20 protein-coding genes are annotated in these 21,267 nt (G+C 56.5%); 9 read left to right on the top strand and 11 right to left on the bottom strand.

Annotated elements, in window-relative coordinates:
* Positions 1-48: 48 nt before the first annotated feature.
* Complete coding sequence (locus tag AC2T28_RS12300; RefSeq protein WP_486749287.1) at positions 49-726, bottom strand: IclR family transcriptional regulator; 678 nt, start codon at positions 724-726, stop codon at positions 49-51.
* A gap of 83 nt (positions 727-809) precedes the next feature.
* Here AC2T28_RS12300 and AC2T28_RS12295 point away from each other — a divergent pair, with 83 nt between their 5' ends.
* From AC2T28_RS12295 to AC2T28_RS12285, 3 genes are all read left to right on the top strand, one after another.
* A complete protein-coding gene (locus AC2T28_RS12295; RefSeq protein WP_486749286.1) occupies positions 810-2,000 on the top strand; it encodes a CaiB/BaiF CoA transferase family protein in 1,191 nt (396 codons plus the stop codon).
* Positions 1,997-2,833 (top strand): citryl-CoA lyase, encoded by an 837-nt coding sequence (locus AC2T28_RS12290; RefSeq protein WP_486749285.1) that lies wholly within the window; start codon positions 1,997-1,999, stop codon positions 2,831-2,833. Before AC2T28_RS12295 ends, AC2T28_RS12290 begins: the two co-directional genes overlap by 4 nt.
* Before the next feature lie 143 nt (positions 2,834-2,976).
* Entirely contained in the window at positions 2,977-4,164 is a 1,188-nt protein-coding gene (locus AC2T28_RS12285) for a Hint domain-containing protein (protein ID WP_486749284.1), read from the top strand.
* Between the two features lie 140 nt (positions 4,165-4,304).
* Here AC2T28_RS12285 and AC2T28_RS12280 read toward each other — a convergent pair whose 3' ends face one another.
* Positions 4,305-6,182 carry an adenylate/guanylate cyclase domain-containing protein gene (locus AC2T28_RS12280; protein ID WP_486749283.1) on the bottom strand — a complete coding sequence of 626 codons (1,878 nt, stop codon included), beginning with the start codon at positions 6,180-6,182 and terminating at the stop codon, positions 4,305-4,307.
* 137 nt (positions 6,183-6,319) lie between these two features.
* Entirely contained in the window at positions 6,320-6,889 is a 570-nt protein-coding gene (locus AC2T28_RS12275; RefSeq protein WP_486749282.1) for a TetR/AcrR family transcriptional regulator, read from the bottom strand.
* A gap of 124 nt (positions 6,890-7,013) precedes the next feature.
* Between AC2T28_RS12275 and AC2T28_RS12270 the strand changes: the two genes are divergently transcribed.
* Positions 7,014-7,748 carry an antibiotic biosynthesis monooxygenase family protein gene (locus AC2T28_RS12270; protein ID WP_486749281.1) on the top strand — a complete coding sequence of 245 codons (735 nt, stop codon included), beginning with the start codon at positions 7,014-7,016 and terminating at the stop codon, positions 7,746-7,748.
* Between the two features lie 81 nt (positions 7,749-7,829).
* On the opposite strand, the gene AC2T28_RS12265 is transcribed toward AC2T28_RS12270, so the two are convergent.
* Positions 7,830-8,462, bottom strand: coding sequence for a DnaJ domain-containing protein (locus AC2T28_RS12265; protein WP_486749280.1), 633 nt, complete (start codon positions 8,460-8,462; stop codon positions 7,830-7,832).
* Positions 8,463-8,567: 105 nt separating this feature from the next.
* On the opposite strand from AC2T28_RS12265, the gene AC2T28_RS12260 reads away from it, so the two are divergent.
* Positions 8,568-8,822 (top strand): BolA family protein, encoded by a 255-nt coding sequence (locus AC2T28_RS12260; protein WP_486749279.1) that lies wholly within the window; start codon positions 8,568-8,570, stop codon positions 8,820-8,822.
* A 115-nt stretch (positions 8,823-8,937) separates the two neighbouring features.
* Here the strand turns inward: AC2T28_RS12260 and AC2T28_RS12255 are convergent, their stop codons facing one another.
* Positions 8,938-9,402: a DUF4177 domain-containing protein gene (locus AC2T28_RS12255; RefSeq protein ID WP_486749278.1), complete on the bottom strand. Its 465-nt coding sequence runs from the start codon at positions 9,400-9,402 to the stop codon at positions 8,938-8,940.
* 184 nt (positions 9,403-9,586) lie between these two features.
* Here AC2T28_RS12255 and AC2T28_RS12250 point away from each other — a divergent pair, with 184 nt between their 5' ends.
* The gene (locus tag AC2T28_RS12250) at positions 9,587-11,425 is read left to right on the top strand and encodes an amidohydrolase family protein (protein ID WP_486749277.1); all 1,839 of its coding nucleotides are present in this window, start codon (positions 9,587-9,589) and stop codon (positions 11,423-11,425) included.
* Between the two features lie 140 nt (positions 11,426-11,565).
* Here AC2T28_RS12250 and pepT read toward each other — a convergent pair whose 3' ends face one another.
* From pepT to AC2T28_RS12235, 3 genes are all read right to left on the bottom strand, one after another.
* Positions 11,566-12,804: a peptidase T gene (pepT, locus tag AC2T28_RS12245; protein ID WP_486749276.1), complete on the bottom strand. Its 1,239-nt coding sequence runs from the start codon at positions 12,802-12,804 to the stop codon at positions 11,566-11,568.
* A 118-nt stretch (positions 12,805-12,922) separates the two neighbouring features.
* On the bottom strand, positions 12,923-14,434 hold the full coding sequence (gatB, locus tag AC2T28_RS12240; RefSeq protein WP_486749275.1) for an Asp-tRNA(Asn)/Glu-tRNA(Gln) amidotransferase subunit GatB: 1,512 nt from the start codon (positions 14,432-14,434) through the stop codon (positions 12,923-12,925).
* A gap of 95 nt (positions 14,435-14,529) precedes the next feature.
* Positions 14,530-15,264, bottom strand: a complete 735-nt coding sequence (locus tag AC2T28_RS12235; protein WP_486749274.1) for a hypothetical protein — start codon at positions 15,262-15,264, stop codon at positions 14,530-14,532.
* A gap of 91 nt (positions 15,265-15,355) precedes the next feature.
* Here AC2T28_RS12235 and AC2T28_RS12230 point away from each other — a divergent pair, with 91 nt between their 5' ends.
* On the top strand, positions 15,356-15,682 hold the full coding sequence (locus AC2T28_RS12230; protein WP_157022060.1) for a winged helix-turn-helix transcriptional regulator: 327 nt from the start codon (positions 15,356-15,358) through the stop codon (positions 15,680-15,682).
* Positions 15,683-15,750: 68 nt separating this feature from the next.
* On the opposite strand, the gene AC2T28_RS12225 is transcribed toward AC2T28_RS12230, so the two are convergent.
* Both AC2T28_RS12225 and AC2T28_RS12220 read right to left on the bottom strand, forming a co-directional pair.
* Positions 15,751-16,149, bottom strand: coding sequence for a hypothetical protein (locus AC2T28_RS12225; RefSeq protein ID WP_486749273.1), 399 nt, complete (start codon positions 16,147-16,149; stop codon positions 15,751-15,753).
* Entirely contained in the window at positions 16,146-16,499 is a 354-nt protein-coding gene (locus tag AC2T28_RS12220; RefSeq protein WP_486749272.1) for a VOC family protein, read from the bottom strand. The genes AC2T28_RS12225 and AC2T28_RS12220 overlap by 4 nt, the downstream gene beginning before the upstream one ends.
* Before the next feature lie 91 nt (positions 16,500-16,590).
* Between AC2T28_RS12220 and AC2T28_RS12215 the strand changes: the two genes are divergently transcribed.
* Both AC2T28_RS12215 and AC2T28_RS12210 read left to right on the top strand, forming a co-directional pair.
* Complete coding sequence (locus AC2T28_RS12215; RefSeq protein WP_486749271.1) at positions 16,591-17,031, top strand: winged helix-turn-helix transcriptional regulator; 441 nt, start codon at positions 16,591-16,593, stop codon at positions 17,029-17,031.
* Between the two features lie 110 nt (positions 17,032-17,141).
* A complete protein-coding gene (locus AC2T28_RS12210) occupies positions 17,142-19,493 on the top strand; it encodes a Tex family protein (protein WP_486749270.1) in 2,352 nt (783 codons plus the stop codon).
* 387 nt (positions 19,494-19,880) lie between these two features.
* Here AC2T28_RS12210 and AC2T28_RS12205 read toward each other — a convergent pair whose 3' ends face one another.
* Positions 19,881-21,173, bottom strand: coding sequence for a hypothetical protein (locus AC2T28_RS12205; RefSeq protein ID WP_486749269.1), 1,293 nt, complete (start codon positions 21,171-21,173; stop codon positions 19,881-19,883).
* Positions 21,174-21,267: the final 94 nt, after the last annotated feature.

The raw sequence follows: 21,267 nt of genomic DNA, 5'->3' as shown, positions 1-21,267 counted from the left end.
GGCATGTCCACTGTGCGGACTGTCGGCAATCAGAGGAAAGCCAAGCGCTTAGGACAGGGATCGCCCCAAAGCCTTGGCTGAAATGACAATACGCGCGCGTGCTTGCACCAGGGCCTCGCCGTAGAGCCTTTGTTGCGGGCCTGAAACGGCCAATGCGCCGTGGAACTGGCCCGTAGCATCTATCACTGCAGCCGCAACCGAAGTGATGTGCGGATTACGTTCGCCTTTGGATATGCAGCTGCCATCCGGCTCAAGACGGGCTTTGGCCGCCTGATCCTCCAGGCTAAAGGCCGCCAGAATATGGCCAGCGGCCCCAGACCGCAGTGTCAGGCGCGCGCCTTCTTCTAGATGATGGCGCATGGGGTTTGGGGAGTTCTCGCGGTACAGGCACAGGCGCTCGTCCTGATCCAACACGTAAAACGATGCGGTCTCGCCAGTGTCGGTGACCAGCTGGCGCAAAATGGGGCGGATAAACTCTCCCAGATCAAAACTCCGGCGATACAGCGCACCCAACCGCCACAAGGCAGGCCCCAGTCGAAACCGACGGTTGGCGTCTCGTTTCAGGTAGCCGTAACGCTCGAGTGATGCGGCAAGTCGGCTGACATTGCTTTTGTAGAGCCCGGTTTCGGCAGCAATCTCTGTCAGCGTCAACACCTGCTGCTCATTGGAGAAGGCCTCAAGAATGGACAGCGCCTTTTCAACGGATTCAACGCGATTTTGGGTCATGTGTTCCACTCTGCGCAACGGATCTGCCTACGGATTGCACCAATTGGCCGTTCTGTCTAGCGCAAGGGGCAAAGGAGAGCCTCATGCAACCACTTGCCGATATCCGCGTACTTGATCTGACCAATGTTCTGGCCGGCCCCTTTGCCTGTCATCAACTAGCGCATATGGGGGCCGAGGTCATCAAGGTCGAGGCGGTGGGGCGCGGGGATCTGGCGCGGCAGCTTGGTGCTGATCCGGACCTGAGCGCACAGAACATGGGGGTGTCTTTTCTGGCCCAGAATGCAGGAAAGCAGTCGGTGACGGTAAACTTGAAACACCCGGACGGCAAAGCGCTGTTTCTGCGCTTGGTCGAAACCGCCGATGTCGTGGTTGAAAATTTCCGACCGGGCGTGATGGATCGTCTGGGCCTTGGCTATGAGACCCTGAAAGCCGTCAAACCCGATTTGATCTACTGCGCCATTTCCGGCTTTGGGCAAGATGGCCCATGGAAGCACCGCCCAGCCTATGACCAGATTATTCAGGGCACTTCGGGGGTAATGTCGGTCACGGGCGACACCGAGACCGCACCACTGCGCGTGGGCTACCCTATTGGCGACACAGTTGGCGGCATCACGGCGGCCTTTGCGATCTGCGCGGCGCTGAATGCACGACCACGCGGGGCATTTCTTGATGTCTCGATGCTGGAATCTGTGTTGGCCACAATGGGCTGGGCGGTGTCGAACCATCTGATTGCGGGCGTTGACCCACAGTCAAATGGCAATGAAAACCCAACCTCGGCCCCGTCGGGCGCATTTGCGGCTGGCGGCGGGCTGATCAACATCGCCGCCAACAAGGATGAACAATGGGTACTGTTGACCGATCACCTTGGTCTGGCCGCCCTGCGAGAACGCCCGGAATACGCCACCCGCGAGAGCCGCAAGCTGCACCGCATGGCGCTGAAGGGTGAACTGGAAGAGGTGCTAAGAACCCGTCCCGCGCGGGATTGGGCAAAAGAGCTGAACATCATTGGCGTGCCGGCCGGTGCGGTGTTGAGCGTACCTGAAGTGCTAAAAATGCCCCAAGTGGCGGAGCGTGGGTTTTTATCAACCTTTGAAAATGTTCCCGGCGTGGGCCGCGACATCGAAGTGGTGACCACTGGGATCAAATTAGATGGAGCGCCGCTCACCGTTGCAACCCCGCCGCCGCAGCTTGGCCAAAGCAATCACGACGTGTTTTCAGAATTGGGGCTGTCAAACAGCGATATTGCAACACTCAAAGAAGGAGGGGCGATATGACGGATATGCGCAATGACGTCTCTGACTGGTGGTCTACCGACATCATCGATATGGCGCCGGGTCAGATCCGGTTGCGAGGGTACCCGATTGAAGAGCTGATCGGCAACGTGAGTTATGCCCAGATGATCTGGATGATGACCCGTGGAGATCTGCCATCACCGGAACAGGCCAAACTGCTGGAATGTGCCTTGGTGGCTGCGGTGGATCACGGCCCCCAGGCCCCCTCAATTGCGGCAGCGCGCATGGCTGTCACCTGCGGGCTAGGACTAAACGGCGCCATGGCCTCGGCGGTCAATTTTCTGGATGATGTCCACGGTGGGGCCGGTGAGCAAGCGGTTGAGCTATATACCTGGATTGACGATGCTGTTGAGGGCGGCGCAGAGCTGGACACCGCAACCGGCGCAATGATCGACAAGTGGCAGGCCCAACGCTCCAAGTTCATTCCGGGCTTTGGCCACCGCTTTCACAAGCCCACAGATCCGCGCGCGCCTCGGTTGCTTGCCCTTGTCGATGCCTCAGCAACAACCGGCATGGTTTCAGGACGCTTCGCCGCCATCGGTCGAGCGCTGCAGCAAGAACTCAACGCGCGCAAGGGTGAACCGGTGCCGATGAACATCGATGGCGCAACCGCAGTGGTCTATGCCGAGCTTGGCTTTGCTGGTCCACTGGCTCGCGGCCTGTTCTGCCTGTCGCGCTCTGTTGGGGTTATTGCCCATGCCTGGGAACAAATGAACCAGGGCGGGCGTAACAAGGGGCCAACTCCTCCGGGTTACAGGTGGACCTACACCGGGAAAAACCCGATTGAACAATCGCAAGCAAAGGATACGGACTAGGTCGGTTCGCATTAACCCTTTTTCAGTAGCCCACACCTATGTGTTGAGTTAAAATTCCGCAAATCAACCAATATCGACGGAGTGTTTACCCTTTCCGTCAAAACTACCCCGGTGTGTTAATTGGTTTCTAGGGTAGCGTCATCATGTCGGGAAGTACTGCGGGCAGTGAAAGCGGATCGGGATCTGGTGGATCAGGCTCGGGGGCAAGTAGCTCCAGCTCGTATCACAACGGTGGCGTTGAAGGTGAAAGCCACAGCAACTGGTACGAAGAAAACTTAGCTGAAAACTTTGAAGGCGGCGGTAGCGGTGGCTCTGGGTCGGGTGGAACCCAGGGTTCCGGCTCTGGTGGCACCAAGGGTTTCGGCTCTGGTGGCACCAAGGGTTTCGGCTCTGGTGGCACCAAGGGTTCCGGCTCTGGTGGCACCAAGGGTTCCGGCTCTGGTGGCACCAAGGGTTCCGGCTCTGGCGGAACCAAAGGGTCTGGCTCTGGCGGGACCAAGGGTTCTGGTTCAGGCGGCACCAAAGGCTCCGGTTCTGGCGGTACCAAAGGGTCCGGGTCGGGAGGAACCAAGGGGTCTGGTTCTGGCGGAACCAAGGGCTCTGGTTCTGGCGGCACCAAAGGCTCCGGTTCTGGCGGTACCAATGGGTCCGGTTCAGGTGGCACCTCAGGCGGACCGGGAGGTGACCCTGGTGGCGGGCCGGGGACGCTGTGCTTTTGCCGAGGCACCCACATCGCAACTGCAGATGGGCTGGTCAAAGTCGAAGATCTCGCAGTCGGGGACAGAGTTCTTGGGCTTGATGGATCCTGTAAGCCGCTGCGTGCCTGTCTCAGGCGGGATGTGACGCCGCAGGACATTGCACAAAACCCAAATACGCGGCCAGTGAAAATCACCGCAGGAGCGATTGGCGGTGGGATGCCCACTCGGGATCTCTGGGTCTCGCGTCAGCATCGCATGTTGGTATCTTCTCCAGTTGCTAAACGGATGTTTGGCAGACGCGAAATCTTGCTGCCGGCGATCAAACTGACAGCCCTGCCAGGGATTTTCATTGATGATGCGGTAAAACGGACTGAGTACTTCCATCTGATCTTTGATCAGCACGAGGTGATCTGGGCCGAGGGCGCGCCATCGGAGAGCTTTCATACCGGGCCAGTGGCCCTAGCGACACTCGATAAAGCAACCCGAGCGGAACTGTTTGACCTGTTTCCAGAGCTGAAGCGCAGGGATCAGGGCCAACCTACGGCTTTCCTTGCGCCCGGAAACAAAGCTCAGAAAAGGTTTGTAATTCGTCATCTGAGAAACCAGAAGCCTATGTACCGGCCGAGGGAATGAAGAAAATCGCTTAGCTTCATACGAGACGGTTGCTTAAAGTCACCAAACTCGGTGGAGTTTGCCGTAAGTCCTGGTCACGCAAAGGGAAATGAATGGAAAGGGTTCAGCAAAGGCTGGACCCTTTAGCAATCTGTCCCGCTCTAGGTCGCTTCTGGCTTTTCAGGGTAACCCGCCTTACGAAGTTCACTTATGAAACGGTCCAGAAACTCTGGCACATAGGCGCAGTCTTGGAACTGCATCTTGATCGATTCCTTGGAGCTGATCGCAAGCAGTTCAGCCACCTGAGCTTGGGCCTCTTCCATTCTGTCAGCGTTTGCATACAGAGCGGCCAAATGGCGGCGCGGTCCTTTACTCTTGGGGTTTCGGGCCGAGGCACGCTTTAACACAGCGATGGCCTCTTCGTCGTGACGCAGCAAGTAATAGGATTGTCCCAAGTTATAGAGGAACTCGCCCGGATAATGAGGGTTAAGGCGCATCGCTGCCTTGACCCGCTCCAGGCCTTCTTGTGGATTGCCGGAAAGGTTCAGAACTTCTCCCAACCGTGCATGACCTTCGGCAAAATTGGGTTCCAATTCAATCGCTCGTCTGGCCTCGGCAATACCCAATTCATATTGCCGGTTTCTTGTGTACAAATACCCCAGCCGCGTGTGGGCCAAAGGGAGCGAGGGATCCAAAGCTTTTGCCCTTTGCGCCAGTACTATGGCTTGTTCTAGCCCCTTCATCTTATTGATTTCCCAATAAGTTGCCGACAATTCAGCATAGGCCGCGGCAAAATTCGGATCCAGATCAATGGCTCTCTCAAACAGTTCTTTAGCCTGCTGATTGCCTTCTTTTGATCTAAAGAGCTGATACTCCCGCCCTTGCAGGAAGAGATCATAGGCTTCTAGGTTGGTGGTATATTGTCGTGGCGCGCGCTCTGTCTCGGTCAGGTTCACCTCCAGCTCATCCACTATGTTCTTGGTGATTTCGTCTTGTAGAGCGAAGATGTCATTCAGATCCCTGTCATAGCGCTCGGCCCACAGGTGGCCCCCGGTGGTGGCATCGATTAGCTGGGCGGTGATGCGAACCTGATTTTCAACCCGGCGAACACTGCCTTCGAGCACGTAGCGAACGCCCAGTTCTCTGGCAATTTTCTGCACCTTTACGGGCTTATTCTTGTAGGTGAAGGTCGACGTGCGGGCGACGACAAACAGTCCTGATATCTTGGAGAGATCGGTAATTATGTCCTCTGTGATGCCGTCACTAAAATACTCTTGGTCGGGGTCGTTGCTTATGTTGTCAAACGGCAGCACGGCGATTGAGGGCTTGTCGGGCAATTGAAGTGGCAGTTCTTCCATAGCTGCAGTTTCAACCCCAGCTCCCCAGGGTTGCCACCAAATACCAGCACCGATCACTGTAAGAAAAACAACCGAGGCAACTGCAAGCGACAGGCGTGAGCGGCGAGGGGAAACGTCTGGTCGTAGGTCAGTAACCAAACGTTCTGCCTTTGCATCCATCACTACTTGATAAACTGGAACGGGATCGGGGATGTTTTTGACCGTTTTTTCGCCCTGATACTCAAGATTGATATCAAGCTTGCCTTTCACTTGGGTATAGACGCTGCGGGCAACACAGATACCACCGGGTTCAGCCAGCGCCTCCAACCGGGCGGCAAGGTTTACGCCTTCGCCGTAGATATCGCTACCTTCGACAATGATGTCACCAATGTTGGTGCCAATACGATACACGATCTGCCTGTTATCTGGGACATGGGCGTTTCTGTCTCGCATGGCAATCTGCACTTCGACGGCAAAATGAACAGCGTCGACAACGCTGCCAAACTCCATCAACGCACCGTCGCCCATGAGCTTGACTGTACGCCCATTATACTGGGCAATCTTGGGTTCGATCAGCTCTTTCCGATGCGTTTTAAGAGTGGCCAGAGTGCCAGTCTCATCCTCGCTCATTAGTCGAGTAAACCCAACAACATCAGCGGTAACAATGGTTGTAAGCCTGCGCTCGTCGCTTCGCTGTTCCACGGGAGATCCACCATCCTTGGTGCAGATTACTAAACAGTAGAGCGGGTCGCAGCAGAGTCTAGAAATGGGCCCTTAGGATGTAGATGTAAGCCTTGTAGAGGCCCGATAACTGGGTTTCACGTTCCTAACCGGGACTTCTAACTGAGCAAGTACAGAGTCTGTGCAACAATGGCGTCCTTTTCCGCATCGCTTGGTGAAACAATGCCGTAGATCGAAAGTCCGCTATCAAGCGTCGACAAAAGGTTGGCGAGCGCTTCGATGTCTTTGTTGGGTTCGAGCTCTCCATTGTCCTGAGCCGCCTGAAGATTCATCAAGAACAATGCCCGTGCTCTTTGCATAACCTGGCGGGCGGCATCAAAGGCGGTTGAGGTAACAATGTTCTGCTCGGTCAGTGTGTTGATCAGGAAGCACCCGTGATAGTCGTCTCCATAACTCATCTCTTCGAAATAATTACGAAGATTGTCGAGCCCATAGGGCTCCATTTTGAGCGTCGCATCATACACGGCAAGCGCACGTTGTAGGTAGAGCTCCAGAGCCTCCTGGAACAGCCCGTCCTTGCCGCCAAACTCAGCATACAGGCTAAAGCGCTTGATGCCGGTCACTTCGACCAGTTCGGACAGATGCGCCCCTTCGAACCCTTTGGCCCAGAACAGGGTCATCGCCTTCTCCAGAACTTCGTCGCGGTTATAGCTTTTGTGTCTTCCCATGCATCCTTTCTGACGCATCAGAAGCCAGGACGCAAGCTTTCCTCACCTATCGTTCAGAAAAATATTGACGCGGCTGATCGTTTCAATTTATTTCCCACCTATCGTTCAGAAAAAGGAATCGACAATGTTCAAATCAATCATCTCCGCTGGTGCTGTGGCACTTTCCCTTACTGCTCAGATGGCATTTGCCGAGGATAAGACGATCCTCGAAATCGCTTGGTTCAAGCTGATACCGGGCACCGAAGAGACACGGATGTTGGACGGCGCTCAGCATGTTCAGGATAAATTCTTGCCACGCTTTGACGGTCGGATTTACCGCGAGCTGATGGCTGAAGAGGGGGGGGATTACTGGATCGACTCAATCCACTGGCGCTCGGTTGGCGATTTTGCCGAAGCCGCAGCAGAGATCTTGGTCGACCCGGATGGGGCACCCATCATGGAATTGATCGATATCTCATCGATGGCTTGGTTCCATGCAGACCGCATCCGCCACTGGCAAGTCGCAGACATTCCGCAGGGGGATGGATACACCGAGCTTCAGGTATTTCGCTTGATCGAGCCCGGATCAGAGCTGGAGTTTCTATATCCGACAACAGAACCAGAGTTCCTGACAGCTGCCGAAGACATCCAGAAAGAGCTGGCTGCTCAGCCGGGGTTCACCGATCGTGAATTGTTCCGGACCGGTGATGGCTGGTGGTTGGACCTTGTGCACTGGACATCAAAGGAAGCGGCAGACGCGGTAAAGGCAACGATCATGGCAGAAATGGCTGATATGGAGTCTGCAGCGTTCAAGTTTATGACCAAGATCGACCCCAAAAGCGTCAAGACCTTCAACATGAACCAGAAACGCGTTTGGTGAGTTCGATCCTAACCGCGTGGTAACTCATGACAACAAAAAGGGCGGCCTAGGCCGCCCTGATTTCAATGCTGTTCAAGAAAACTACTTTTCCTTGAAACTACGGCTGTCCTTGATCTGGTCCCAGGCCCACATAACCTCTTGCAGCTGCTCTTCCTGGCTGCGGTCCCCACCGTTCATGTCGGGGTGCAGCACCTTGATCAGCTTCTTGTAGGCCTTGCGGATTTCAACCTTGGTCCAACCATCATTGGCCTCCAAAATCTCAATCGCACGACGCTCAGTCGCAGGCAGTCGGCGGCCGGTGCTGCCGTTGGCCTTGCCAGGGTTCTGGGTAGCGTTGGCGCCCAGTACCTGATGTGGGTCCTCGATGCCCAAACGGGCCCAGGCACGCGCTTCTGGGTCACCCATCGGGCGGGTTTCACGTTCCCAGACCTTGTCCTTGGACGACTGCGCGTTCAGTTCCGCCTCGGTGGTGCCATCAAAGAAGCTCCACTTGGCGTTATACTCACGCACGTGCTCCTGGCAGAACCAGAAGAAATCATCCAGCACATCTGGGGCCTTGGGGGCGCGGAACTTACCGGATTCCGTACAGCCTTCGTGGTGGCATTCACGGACAGAGGTCTCGGAGGCACCGGACATACTGCGCCGCCCGCGCGGGTTCTTTTTCTTTGCGGATCGGACCGACATATCGAAACCGAAAGGATCTGACTTGCTCATGGGGGTGCACCTTCTACGACGCATCTATTCGACTCGGAGCAAACATTCTAATCTACCCAGCGCCAGATAGAAGAGGCGAATGCAAATAATATGGAAAATGTGGCAATGAGTGTCAGAGATGAAATCGAGAGCAGACTAACAGCGGCATTTGACCCGTCCGAGTTGCAGGTGGTGGATGACAGCGACAGCCATCGCGGCCATGCGGGCCATGACGGCAAGGGCGAAAGCCACTTTAACGTACGTATTCGGGCGGCTGGCTTCGAGGGCAAGAACCGGGTGCAGCGCCACCGCATGGTGCACAAGGCGCTCGGCGAAATCGTGCCGAAGATCCACGCCCTGGCGCTGGATGTCGATGTTTGAAGGGGGAGGGACTTAGGGCGCTGCGTGTGTCCTTGCCTTTCCATCAGGCGCGGGTCGAGCCTCTGCGCGACCCGACCTAATAAAAACGAGAACTAAGAGCTAACAGCCAAGCTGCTTACTCTTCACTCTGCTGCTTAGCGCGGTTTTTTAGCGCGGAGGTCATGCCGGACACTGGGCTCAGCTCTTCAACACCATTGTCCGACAACATCTCGCGCGCACCTGGGCCGGGTACCGGAGTTGCGTCGGGCGAGGCCATCGGATCTCCAGCCGTCGCGGTCAGCACTGGTTCTTGTGGCATCTGCACCGACGCTGCGGCGGGGGAAACATCTTCCTCAACCACATCTTCGACAAGTGCACGGCGAAAGATCATCACATTGCGCCAGTTGGTAGCTGAGCCCGTCAGGCCTGACCGTTCCTCGCTCGGCAGCAGTTCCGCGCGTTGAAACTCCCAACCATCGGCTGCCATATCGTTCAGCAACTGCTCAATCGACACGGCAAAGCGCCCATGCGGGGTTTTCACCCCCTTGGCCTTGGTGCCCTTGGCGGGGGCGGGAACAACCTTGTACTCGAACTGCATCATGATCCGGATCTCTTGTTGGTTACGGGTGTTTAGCAAGAGAGGAAGGAGAGGCCAAGAGACGTAAACCCAGTTGGGGCGGCAAACCTTTGCCAGTGTTGCAATCTTTTGGAGCACCCAGCTTGTTCGGTGCACTTTAAAGGTGTTATATTGGCTGTTATAGTTTGTTCTTATGGAGTTTTTTGACGTGCCCAATTTGATTCAAGCAATAACTTCAACAACTGCAGTTGTCGGCCTTATGGTGGCACCAGCACTGGCAGATACGCTTTATTTCAATGGCGAGATCTTGACGATGGATGGACCAGAACCGTCCTACGTCGAGGCGGTGGTTGAAAAAGATGGACGAATTGCCTTTGTCGGAAGCAAATCGGAGGCCCTGATTGCCTATCCCGATGCTGTCCCGCGCGATTTGGAGGGGCAGACCATGTTGCCGGGGTTCCTAGACCCACATGGGCATTTCATGTTTGCGTTGAACATGGTCAATCAGGTCAATGTGGCGATCCCACCGGTTGGAACAGTGACCAAGATCGCTGATCTAGTCGAGAACCTGAAAGCCTTTCAACAGGAAAGAGATATCCAACCAGGGGAATGGATTGTCGGTTGGGGATATGATCAGGACGGTTTGGCCGAAGGCCGCCACATCATCAAGTCAGATCTGGATGCAGCCTTTCCAGATAACAAGATCATGCTCATCCATGTGTCTGGTCACGGAGCGGTGTTGAACTCGGCGGCACTGGATTGGGCAGGGATTGACGCAAGCACAGAAACCCCGGCGGGGGGCATAATCGCGCGAGTGGATGGGTCGAACGAACCTGCGGGCCTGCTCATGGAGACCGCCTATATCCCGGTCATGGAAAAACTGCCTCAGCCTACAGAAAGCGAAATGCTCGATCTCATGGACAAAGCGCAAATGATGTATGCCTCCGAGGGCTACACCCACGCGCAGGAAGGGTTCACCTACCTCAAGGATTTGGCTTTCTTGCAGAAGGCGGCAGATGAAGGGCGGATTTTTCTCGACATCGTTTCGCTGCCTGCTTTTGTGGAAGCGCGAGAATTTGTCGGCAATCCGAATTATGTGTTCGGCGAATATAACGGTGGCCTGAAACTGCAGGGGATCAAGTTTACCCAAGATGGCTCTCCACAGGGCAAGACCGCGCATGTGAGCCACCCCTATCTGACCGGTGGTCCCAACGGTGAAGAGGGCTGGACAGGGGAAACCACTCAGCCGCGCGAAGATTTCGAGGCGCAGGTAAAAATGGCGATTGAGGCAGGGTTGCAAGTCTTCGTTCACGCAAATGGAGATGCAACCATTGATCAGGTGATCGAAGCGGTACGCGGGGCTGGTGTCACGGCAGCGGATGATCGTCGCACAATTGTTGTACATTCACAATTTCAGCGACCTGATCAATTGGATGCCTATGTCGAGCTGGGGCTCAGCCCATCCTATTTCACCAACCACACCTTCTTTTGGGGGGATGTGCATGTTCGGAATATTGGACAAGAAGCGGCTGAGTTCATTAGTCCGGTGATGTCATCCAAAGCCAAGGGGTTGACCTATTCCAACCATACAGATTTCAATGTCACGCCTCTGGATCCGATGTTTGTGATGTGGTCTGCGCGGGCGCGGCAAACCCGTTCCGGTGTGATCCTGGGGGCCGATGAACGGGCCGATGCCTATACGGCCCTACAGGGATTGACGACTGGCCCGGCCTGGCAGATCTTTGAAGAGGGTGAAAAGGGTATGATCCGAACCGGGCTAAAGGCCGATTTTGTTGTGCTTTCACAGAATCCGATGACCACAGATATCGACTCGCTGCGAGAAACCGAGGTTATCGAGACTATCAAGGAGGGTCGGGTGATCTACAGTTCCAATCCAAAGCTTGCCAACCCTTCGGCCACCTTTTGCATCGAAAGCGGCGGGGCCTACGACATTCGCGATGGAGAGGGCGGCAAGGTTGGCTATTGTACGCTGGCCGATGGTAGTGAGGTCGATGCCTGGGAATACTTCCGCAAAAACGCCGGATAAGGGGCAGGGGACCTAGTGACGCCCGATCGCTCCCTCAAACCAAAGGGGGCTATTCAAAAAAAGGGCGGGGGCTTTGCCTCCCCCCACTCGCTTCCAGGTGCTTTTCTCAGGGGTCTTACGAACCGAAAGAATTTACGCCCTTACTTCTCCGCTGCCAGTTGCACAACCGACAGGCACACATCCGTTGCTGTCGCCATGTCCTGCACCGAGATCCATTCTTTGGGGCCGTGAATGCACTGCATACCGGTAAAGATGTTTGGCGTCGGCACGCCGAATTCGGTCAAGCGTGAGCCATCCGTGCCGCCTCGGATCGGGATCGAGACTGGCTCGATCCCCTGCGCCTTGGTAGCGGCATGGGCGAGTTTAACCGGGGCCATGTTTTTCTCCAGCCAGTAACGCATGTTACGGTATTGCGGCGTGATCTCGCAGGTGATGCTGGCGCGGGGCTCCGAGGCCTGAACGGCGGCACAAACCTGACGCAGCAACTCGCCCTTGGCTTCCAGCCCCTCCATCTCAAAGTCACGCAGGATGAATTTCAACTTCATCTCGGAGGATCCGCCAGTCATGTCGGTGGCGTGGATGAACCCCTCGCGCCCATCGGTTGTCTCAGGGGTCATCGTGGCTTGCGGCAGCGTCTGCACGATCTTGGAGGCCAGGTGGATGGCGTTGACCAGTTTTTCTTTGGCCCAGCCGGGGTGGATCGACACGCCGGTGATGGTGACCACCGCGCCATCGGCCGAGAAGCTTTCGTATTCGATCTCACCTACGTCGCTGCCATCCAGCGTATAGGCAAAGTCTGCGCCAAAATCTTTGGGTAGCTCAGGGCCAACACCACGGCCGATTTCCTCGTCCGGGGTGAATGCGATACGGATTGGGCCGCGCTGGATATCCGGATTATTCAACAAATGCCGCGCCATGGTCATGATGATCGCCACGCCAGCCTTGTCGTCCGCGCCCAGCAGGGTGGTGCCCGATGCGGTGATCAGGTCATGGCCCTGTTTGGTCGCCAGATAGGGATGCTCGGCCGGGGAAAGCACCAGGTCGGGATTGTCCGGGAATGTGATGTCACCGCCATTGTAGCCTTTGATCACACGCGGTTTGACGCCGGTGGCATTGAACTGCGGCGCGGTGTCCACATGGGCGAGGAAACCGATGGTGGGGCCGGGCACGGTGCCGGGAATGGTGGCCAGCACCACGCCATAGTCGGTCAGCTCGACATCCTTCGCGCCGATCTCGGTCAACTCTTCCTTCAGCAAGTTCAGCATGTCGAACTGGATCTCGGTGCTGGGGGCGGTGGGCGAGTCCTCGTCGCTCTGGCTGTCGATGGCCGCATAGCGGACAAGGCGTTCCTGCAGTTCCTGGGTAAAGTGGTTGGACATGATCTCTCCTCAAAATTTTGCTTACAGAACGCCCCGCGCGGCAGAGTGTCAAGTTGAGCAGCGCAAAAGAAAAGGGCGACCCGAAGGCCGCCCTGAATTCCTTGATGTAACCTGTGGGTTACTCTCCCAATTTTTGTGCCACCAATTGGTTCACAGCCTTTGGATTGGCCTTGCCACCGGTGGCCTTCATCACCTGACCAACAAACCAACCTGCCAATTTTGGGTTCACCTTGGCTTTTTCCACCTGTGCCGGGTTGTCGGCGATGATCTGGTCAAGGGCGGCTTCAATCGCACCGGTGTCTGTCACCTGCTTCATGCCGCGGGATTCTACGATTTCAGCCGGGTCGCCGCCTTCGGTATAGACGATTTCAAACAGGTCCTTGGCGATCTTGCCGGAAATGGTATCGGCCGAGATCAACTCGATGATCCCACCCAACTGCGCCGGGGTGACTGGACAGTTAGAGATGTCTTTGTCGTCGGCTTTCAGGCGGCCAAACAGCTCGTTGATCACCCAGTTGGCGGCCAGCTTGCCGTTGCGGCCTTCGGCGACTGCTTCGAAATAAGCCGCTGATTCCACGTCTGCCGTAAGAACCGAAGCGTCATAGTCGGACAGGCCAAAGTCGCTGATGAAGCGAAGCTTTTTAGCGTCTGGCAGCTCGGGTAGGGTGGCGGCAATCTGGTCTACCCACTCCTGTTCGATTTCCAGAGGCAACAGATCGGGGTCGGGGAAGTAGCGGTAGTCATGCGCTTCTTCTTTCGATCGCATCGACCGGGTCTCGCCCTTTTCAACGTCATACAGGCGGGTTTCCTGATCGACTTTGCCACCAGCCTCGACAATCGCGATCTGGCGGCGGGCCTCGACTTCAATCGCCTGCTGGATGAACCGCATCGAGTTCATGTTCTTGATTTCACAGCGGGTGCCGAGGTGTGAGAAGTCCTGGGTTTCCTGATACTTTTCGTACTGGCCAGGACGGCAGATCGACACGTTCACATCGGCACGCATGTTGCCGTTCTGCATGTTGCCGTCACAGGTGCCCAGGTACCGCATGATTTGGCGCAACTTGCCAACAAAGGCGGCCGCCTCTTCTGGGCCACGGATGTCAGGGCGCGACACGATCTCCATCAGGCAGACGCCAACACGGTTCAGGTCAACAAATGACATGTTCGGATCCATATCGTGGATCGACTTGCCGGCGTCCTGCTCCATGTGGATACGTTCGATGCGCACGTTGCGCGCGGTGCCGTTGCCCAGTTCCACCAGCACTTCGCCTTCGCCCACGATGGGGTGATACAGCTGCGAAATCTGATAGCCCTGCGGCAGATCCGGGTAGAAATAGTTCTTGCGGTCAAAGGCCGAGTTCAGGTTGATCTGCGCCTTCAGGCCCAGACCTGTGCGCACAGCCTGTTCGATGCAATATTCGTTGATGACGGGCAGCATGCCGGGCATCGCCGAATCCACAAAGGCCACGTTTGAGTTCGGCTCGGCACCAAACTGGGTAGAGGCACCCGAGAATAGCTTGGCGTTTGAGCTCACCTGGGCGTGGACTTCCAGACCGATGACCAGTTCCCAGTCATGCTTGGCACCCGAGATCACCTTGGGTTTGGGCAGTTCATATGTCAGGTCGAGCATCTCGCACCGGCTCCTTTTATCACGTTTGTCAGCGTTCTAGGCCAGCCAGCGGAGCGGGGCAAGTGGCCAGAGCAGTGTCTGGCCACTTGTGGAGGTTATGCAGCGGCTATTTGAGTGCCGCGACGGCGCAGCGCGCCAAGTGAGAACAGGTGAAAGGCGATAAAGATCGGCACAAAGTAGCCAGGGAACAATGCCAGCGGATAGGCGTTGACGATGTTTGGCGTGTCATGGGCTAGCAGGTGCAAGAAGCCTGCCGAGGTGATCAGGCCCAGTGATACGGCGAACACAAAATCAACCATCCCGATGACATTGGCGCGCCGAACCAGGGCTTCGGCGTTTGCATCGCCGCGATCCAGAGCCTTCACAGCCTGATAAGCGGCAACGCCCGCCCAGATGTCGCCCAATCCGGCAGGCAGGGCGAATTGCCATGGGATATCGCCCATTGCCCAACCCAGCAGGAAAAATCCACCCAATACGCGCGGGATTTGGAACCCGATGAGCAGCTTTTGGTTCAAGCCTCCCAACATGCTGCGCCCAGTCGATGAGAAACTGATCAAGGCCCAGAGGAACAGCGACCCACCGATCAGGGGAAGGAGGGCGATGGGCGGGTCAGTTACATCCGGGGGCGGCATAAGCATACCGGATTTGGCCAGTGTGACAGATGTTGCGTGCCACAGGCCCAAGAACAGGGCAATGCCGCCCAAAACCCAGGCGGCCTGACCGAGGGGGAGTTTTGCGCGCATGGCTCCGACGCCCAGAACGCCCACGACCATGGCAGGAAGGACTGCCGTGAAAATCAGGACATAGAAGGTTGCGATAGTCTCAAACATGATGTGTTTCACCTTGATGGTTCACTTTTGATAGTGACTATGAAATATGAAGTGACTTCACATTTGCAAGGCACGTTCCTAAATAAACTGCATGGACGATGACAAACGCCGAAACTGCCCGATACAGCGGGCGTCGAATGTGATGGGGGATCAGTGGTCACTGCTGATCCTGCGCGAGTTTTTTTTGGAAGGGTCGCGAAGGTTTCAGGATTTGCAGGATGTGCTGGGGGTGTCGCCCAACACGCTGTCTGGTCGGCTGCGTAAACTGGAAGAGGGTGGCGTGCTGGAGCGGCGCAATTATTCGCAAAACCCGCCGCGCTGGGAATATCACTTAACCGATAGTGGGCAGGCGCTTGGCCCAATGATGTCGGCGCTTAGGGTTTGGGGCGCGGAGCACACGCCTGACCTGCTGGATTGAAGTGACTGAATTTCGTTTGCCCGATGCACAACCGTTGACGGCGGCGCATCGGAATTTGAGTTTGCGTTCTAGGCAAACTTTCGGTGAATCAATCCCAGCAAGGCGCCAAACACTAAAAATTGGACCGTACTGGCAGTCGCCTCAACCCTAATCCAGGCCATGATAGACGGCACGGTGTATTTGGCCGGTTCCGTCAGGACGATATAGGACGCCAGAAACAGGCCAAATGCCAAAGAAATGATCATCGCATCACGCAGGCTTGGCTGTGATGGGGCCAGTCGCGACAGAGCAAGGCTTAATATCAATCCCTGAATAATCATCACGGTAAACCCCATCGGCATTATGGGTGCCTCTCGCAGGAACCCCATTGCGGCAAAGTGGTCTGCATTCAGCACAAAGTGCGAAAACCCCTGCACTGCAAAAGTGACCGCCATAAAGGCAAGAACGGAAATCAGGTGCTTGGTCATGGCTTGGCCATTTCACCCCGTTTCCACAGCGCCAGCGGTGCGCCACCCGGATCTTGCATGAAAGTCGCTGTTCCGGCAGGGCCTATCAGATTTTCTGCAATGACTTTTGCGCCATTTGTTACGGCATTGGCCACGGCTGGTTCCAGATCATCGACCTCAATGTAAGGCACCCATCCGCTGACACCGTCCATACTGTCACAGGTTGCCGCAAAGGGCAGTTCACCCTCATCCGTCAGAAAGGTCATTGGGCCGATGTCATTGGCCGACCAGCCAAACGTTTTGCCAAGAAAGTCAGTCGTTTCGTCTCGGCTTGCTCCGATATTGTCGAACCATACAAAGGGTGAGGGCATGTCGTACTCCAATTCACTTGCGTTATGCAAGTGAATTGTTGGCTGGGAGCTTTCAAATTGCAAGTGAAAATTTTCCTGCTACTCTGAGGCCATGAAAAAGTCAGATAAAACCATGTGGTCCGGATGCCCGGTTCGCTATGCAGCTGGAGTTTTTGGCGACAAATGGTGCTTTGTCTTGCTGAGAGACATCTTGCTGCATGGTAAGCGGTACTACGGAGAGTTCGCCGCCTCGGAAGAGGGGATATCGACGAATATTCTGGCAGATCGTCTGTCCCGGCTGGAAGCTGAGGACATGGTGACACGCCACGTGGACCCAAACAAACGCAGTAAGGTTTTCTATCTTCCAACACGTAAAGCACGGGCGCTGCTGCCTGCATTTCTTGGCATGATGGTTTGGTCCACGGAGTATGATGAAAAGACCGAAGCACCTGCGTCCTTTGCCAATGCTTTTCGAGAGGACCCCAAGGCCGCAATCGCATGGTACGAGGCTGAAATCGATCGCGTGAATACGGGGTTGGATCTGCTGTCCTGATGAAGAACGCGCAGGGCGGTGCTATTTTTCGCTCTTGATACCGTGACCACTTGGCGATGGTTCGCGGCAAGGCTAAGAAGGGTGTCCCAACAGCCCTACAGGAGGCCGCCGTGGACACCGTCGCCCGCATAGCCCAAACCATCGCCCGCGAAATCAGCGCCACCCCAAAACAGGTCAGCTCAGCTGTGACGCTGCTGGACGAGGGGTCTACGGTTCCTTTCATTGCACGTTACCGCAAAGAGGCGACTGGGGGTTTGGACGATACCCAGTTGCGGACACTGGATGAGCGACTGACTTACCTGCGCGAGCTTGAGGCGCGACGGGTTTCAATTCTCGATGCGATCAAATCTCAGGACAAACTGACTGCAGATCTGGCAACCTCCATCGCTGGGGCTGAAACCAAGGCGCAGCTGGAAGACATCTATCTGCCGTACAAGAAAAAACGCCGCACCAAGGCGATGATCGCGCGCGAAAACGGGTTGGAGGCGCTGGCCGAAGCGATCTTGGCTGATCGCGTGACTTCACCAGAGGTATTGGCTGAGGGGTATCTGACTGAAGCAGTTGAGACAGTCAAAGACGCCCTGAACGGGGCGCGGGATATTCTGGTGGAGGGGCTGACGGAGAATGCTGTTCTGCTGGGTGACCTGCGTGGTTTCATGCAGAAAGAGGCCCTGCTGACAGCGCGGGTCATTGATGGGCAGCAAGAAAAGGGCGCCAAGTTTTCCGACTATTTTGACCACCGTGAGCGCTGGGCGGATGTGCCGTCACACAGGGCCTTGGCAATGTTGCGCGGATCGAACGAGGGGGTGCTGACGCTGGATATCGGCCCCGAGCCCGAGGAGGGAGCACTAAGGGCTGAAAACATGGTCGCTGCGCAGTTGCAGGCTGGCGGTAATGGGCCAGGAGATGTCTGGCTGCGCAAGATTGCGGGTTGGGCCTGGCGGGTGAAACTGAGCCTGTCGATGATGCTGGAGCTGATGAGTGAGCTGCGTTCGCGTTCGCAGGATGAGGCAATCAAGGTATTTGCCCGCAATCTGAAGGACCTGCTGTTTGCAGCCCCTGCCGGTGCGCGACCAACCCTTGGGTTGGACCCGGGCATTCGCACCGGCGTCAAGGCGGCAGTGGTTGATGCAACCGGGAAACTGGTGGCCACAGAGACCTTGTATCCGTTTCAGCCCAAGAATGATCTGCGCGGCGCACAGGTGTCGATCCTGAAGCTGATCGCAGAACACGGGGTCGAGCTGGTTGCCATCGGCAATGGCACCGCCAGCCGCGAGACCGAGCGCATGGTCGCAGAGGTGATCAAACACCTGCCTGCTAAGGTGAAGAAACCCACAAAGGTTGTGGTATCTGAAGCTGGGGCCTCGGTCTATTCCGCCTCGGAACTGGCGGCTCGGGAATTTCCGGATCTGGATGTGTCTTTGCGTGGAGCGGTTTCAATTGCGCGGCGCTTGCAGGATCCTCTGGCCGAATTGGTCAAGATCGAACCCAAGTCGATTGGCGTCGGCCAGTATCAGCATGATGTGGACCAGCATCAGCTGTCGAAGTCGCTGGAGGCGGTGATCGAGGATGTAGTGAACGGGGTTGGTGTGGATCTGAACATGGCCTCGGCCCCGCTGCTGGCGCATGTGTCCGGGCTGGGGCCTGGATTGGCTGAGGCGATTGTTGCGCACCGGGATATGAATGGGGCCTTTGCCTCGCGCAGGGAGTTATTGAAGGTGGCCCGTCTGGGGCCCAAGGCGTTTGAGCAATGTGCCGGATTCCTGCGGATACGTGACGGCAAGGAGCCGTTGGATGCCTCATCGGTACACCCCGAAAGCTACAAGGTCGCGCGCCAGATCGTGGCGGCCTGTGGACGGGATATTCGTCAGATCATGGGTGATGACACTGCGCTAAAAGGGCTGCGGGCCGAAGAATTTGTTGCTGGTGACGTGGGTTTGCCCACGGTGCGCGATATTCTGAGCGAGCTGGAGAAGCCAGGCCGTGATCCGCGCCCTAGCTTTGTTACTGCGACATTTGCTGACGGGGTCGAGGACATCAAAGACCTAAAACCCGGTATGGTACTGGAGGGCACCGTGACCAATGTCGCCGCTTTCGGTGCCTTTGTGGATATTGGCGTGCATCAAGACGGGTTGGTGCATGTGAGCCAATTGGCTGACAAGTTTGTCAAAGACCCGCATGAGGTGGTGAAAACTGGTGCCGTGGTTAAGGTGACGGTGACCGAAGTGGATGCGCCGCGCAAACGAATTGGGCTGACCATGCGCAAGGATGGTGGGGCCTCGGCGAAGGAAGATCGCAATGCGCGGGGTGGGGGTGGCGGACGCCCTGGCGGCAAACCTGGTCAGAACCAGCGGGGCGGACGCGGCAAACAGCAGATGTCATCCGGACCAAAGGGTCAGCCAAGCGGCAATACTGGCGGCGCATTGGGAGCGGCACTGATGGATGCGATGAAAAAGCGATAGGCGCTGGGACCATCGCGCGAGCGATTGCTCCGGCGGGGCATATGTCCTGCCAGTTTTTCATTTCTAAGCGCTTGTTTTGCACAGTTGGTTACAAGTGGCGACGTCGCCAAAAGCGGATTTGGTCGGGGACTTTATCCTCCGAGCGTAAATGCATCTCGATAGCGCCCCTTTCACAAGGGGGCCCGGTTCCTGATGCCGGGGTGATGAGGCCCGGCGGTGATCGCGATCAGGGCACACTATGCGCGGGAAACAGTAATTCTGCGTTACAGGGCCGTACGGTGTCTGCGCAACACACCGAATTGAACGGGGTAAGTGCCTCTTTTTGCTCTGAAGTCTCAAAACCCAAACGTGTTGCGCCGGGGGCGCGCTCTGTTTGCATTGAGAGGGTCAAGACAGGCTGAGCTGCGGACCTTCGGTGGTAAACGTCACCTTGTGGCCCTTGTCGATCTCATCCCGAAACAAATCCGCAATAATTTGCAAGGCATCGGCGCGACCGCGGGCGGCAAAGCGACTGGAGGAGGTCACGCGGGCATTGTTGTCAAACCCATCCGCCGCATGGGCCCAGACCAGTGGGTGCAATTCACACAGGTGGTCGCGGATCAGCCATTCAGCGGCTTCGGCGATTTGCAGGCGGGGCAGGTCGGACTGTTCGTTCAGGCCCAGCCCGTTGGTGAGGGCCACAGCGCAGTAGGAGGCGAGCAGGTTGACCATTTCCTGTGATGGATCGGTTTCAATGATGTCCTGCAATCCGTCGAGAAAGAAGCCAACGTCAACCTGAGCACAGGCGTCTTCGTCGTTGGCGATGGCATCGAAGTAGACCCAGGTGTAGCCACCTGCGCCCCAGATATGTTCGGTGCGCGATGCAGTGCGACGGGCTTCGAGCTCGAGCGCGGGATAGGATCCGAACCAACGTGGCAGCATATGGTTGCCAAGGGCGCGCATGTAGCGGCTGTTGTAAGGGTCAAGGTCGATCAGTGTTTCATAATCGTTGGCAAGGCTAACGGTGTCATGGCAACGGCCAGACAGCAGCGAGCAGGAGGCGGCTGCCACCATCGGGCTGCGCAATTCGGTATTGTCGATCATCGCAAGCAAGGCGGCGGCGCGGTCGAAATGTGCGGCACAGCGCTGGCGGTGATCGGCGGGCAGGGTGTTTTCCAAGCCGGTGCCCCGCCAGACCCAGGCGATGTCGATATGGGCCAATGCAATAATAATGGCCATATAGGGATTGTTGCGATCGCTAAGCCGGATCGCTTCGAGCGCCATAATGCCATCAATCAGCGGGCGGGAGTCTGGCTTGTGACCCTCGGCCAGGGCGTGTTCAACGGCGCTGACCACATCGGTGCGTGCACCAAAGGCGAGCAACTCGGCCACGGGCATACCGCCTGGGGTCTTGTCGCGCGCTGTATCTGCAGCCTGAATTGCCGATGTCAGCTCTTCCCAGCGGTCCTGACGGGCCAGGAATTGGCCGTGCTCCTGCGCTGTGCGACAAGCGTTATCGTCTGCCCCAATTTCCCGAACAGGAATAGACAGGCTGTCTTCGGGGCGGGTCACAGGAAATGTCGTCGCAACCGGAACAGCGCGCGCAACTGGCACTGATGGTTGCCTTAAATTCAGGCGATCCCCAAACGAATGGATCATCTGAGTAAAGGCATCCCGCGCCTGTCGATAGGTATTGAGCATTAGCAGCATCCGATTGTGTGGCAGCAAAAATCGTTTTGCCAACATCACGGGGCAATGGGGCGCAAAAAGGGCGAGGATTGGGATTTCGTGTTTC

This window comes from Parasedimentitalea nitratireducens (genome assembly GCF_057444295.1).
Note: the sequence above shows the minus strand (reverse complement) of the source record. Positions and strands in the feature narration are given on the sequence as shown.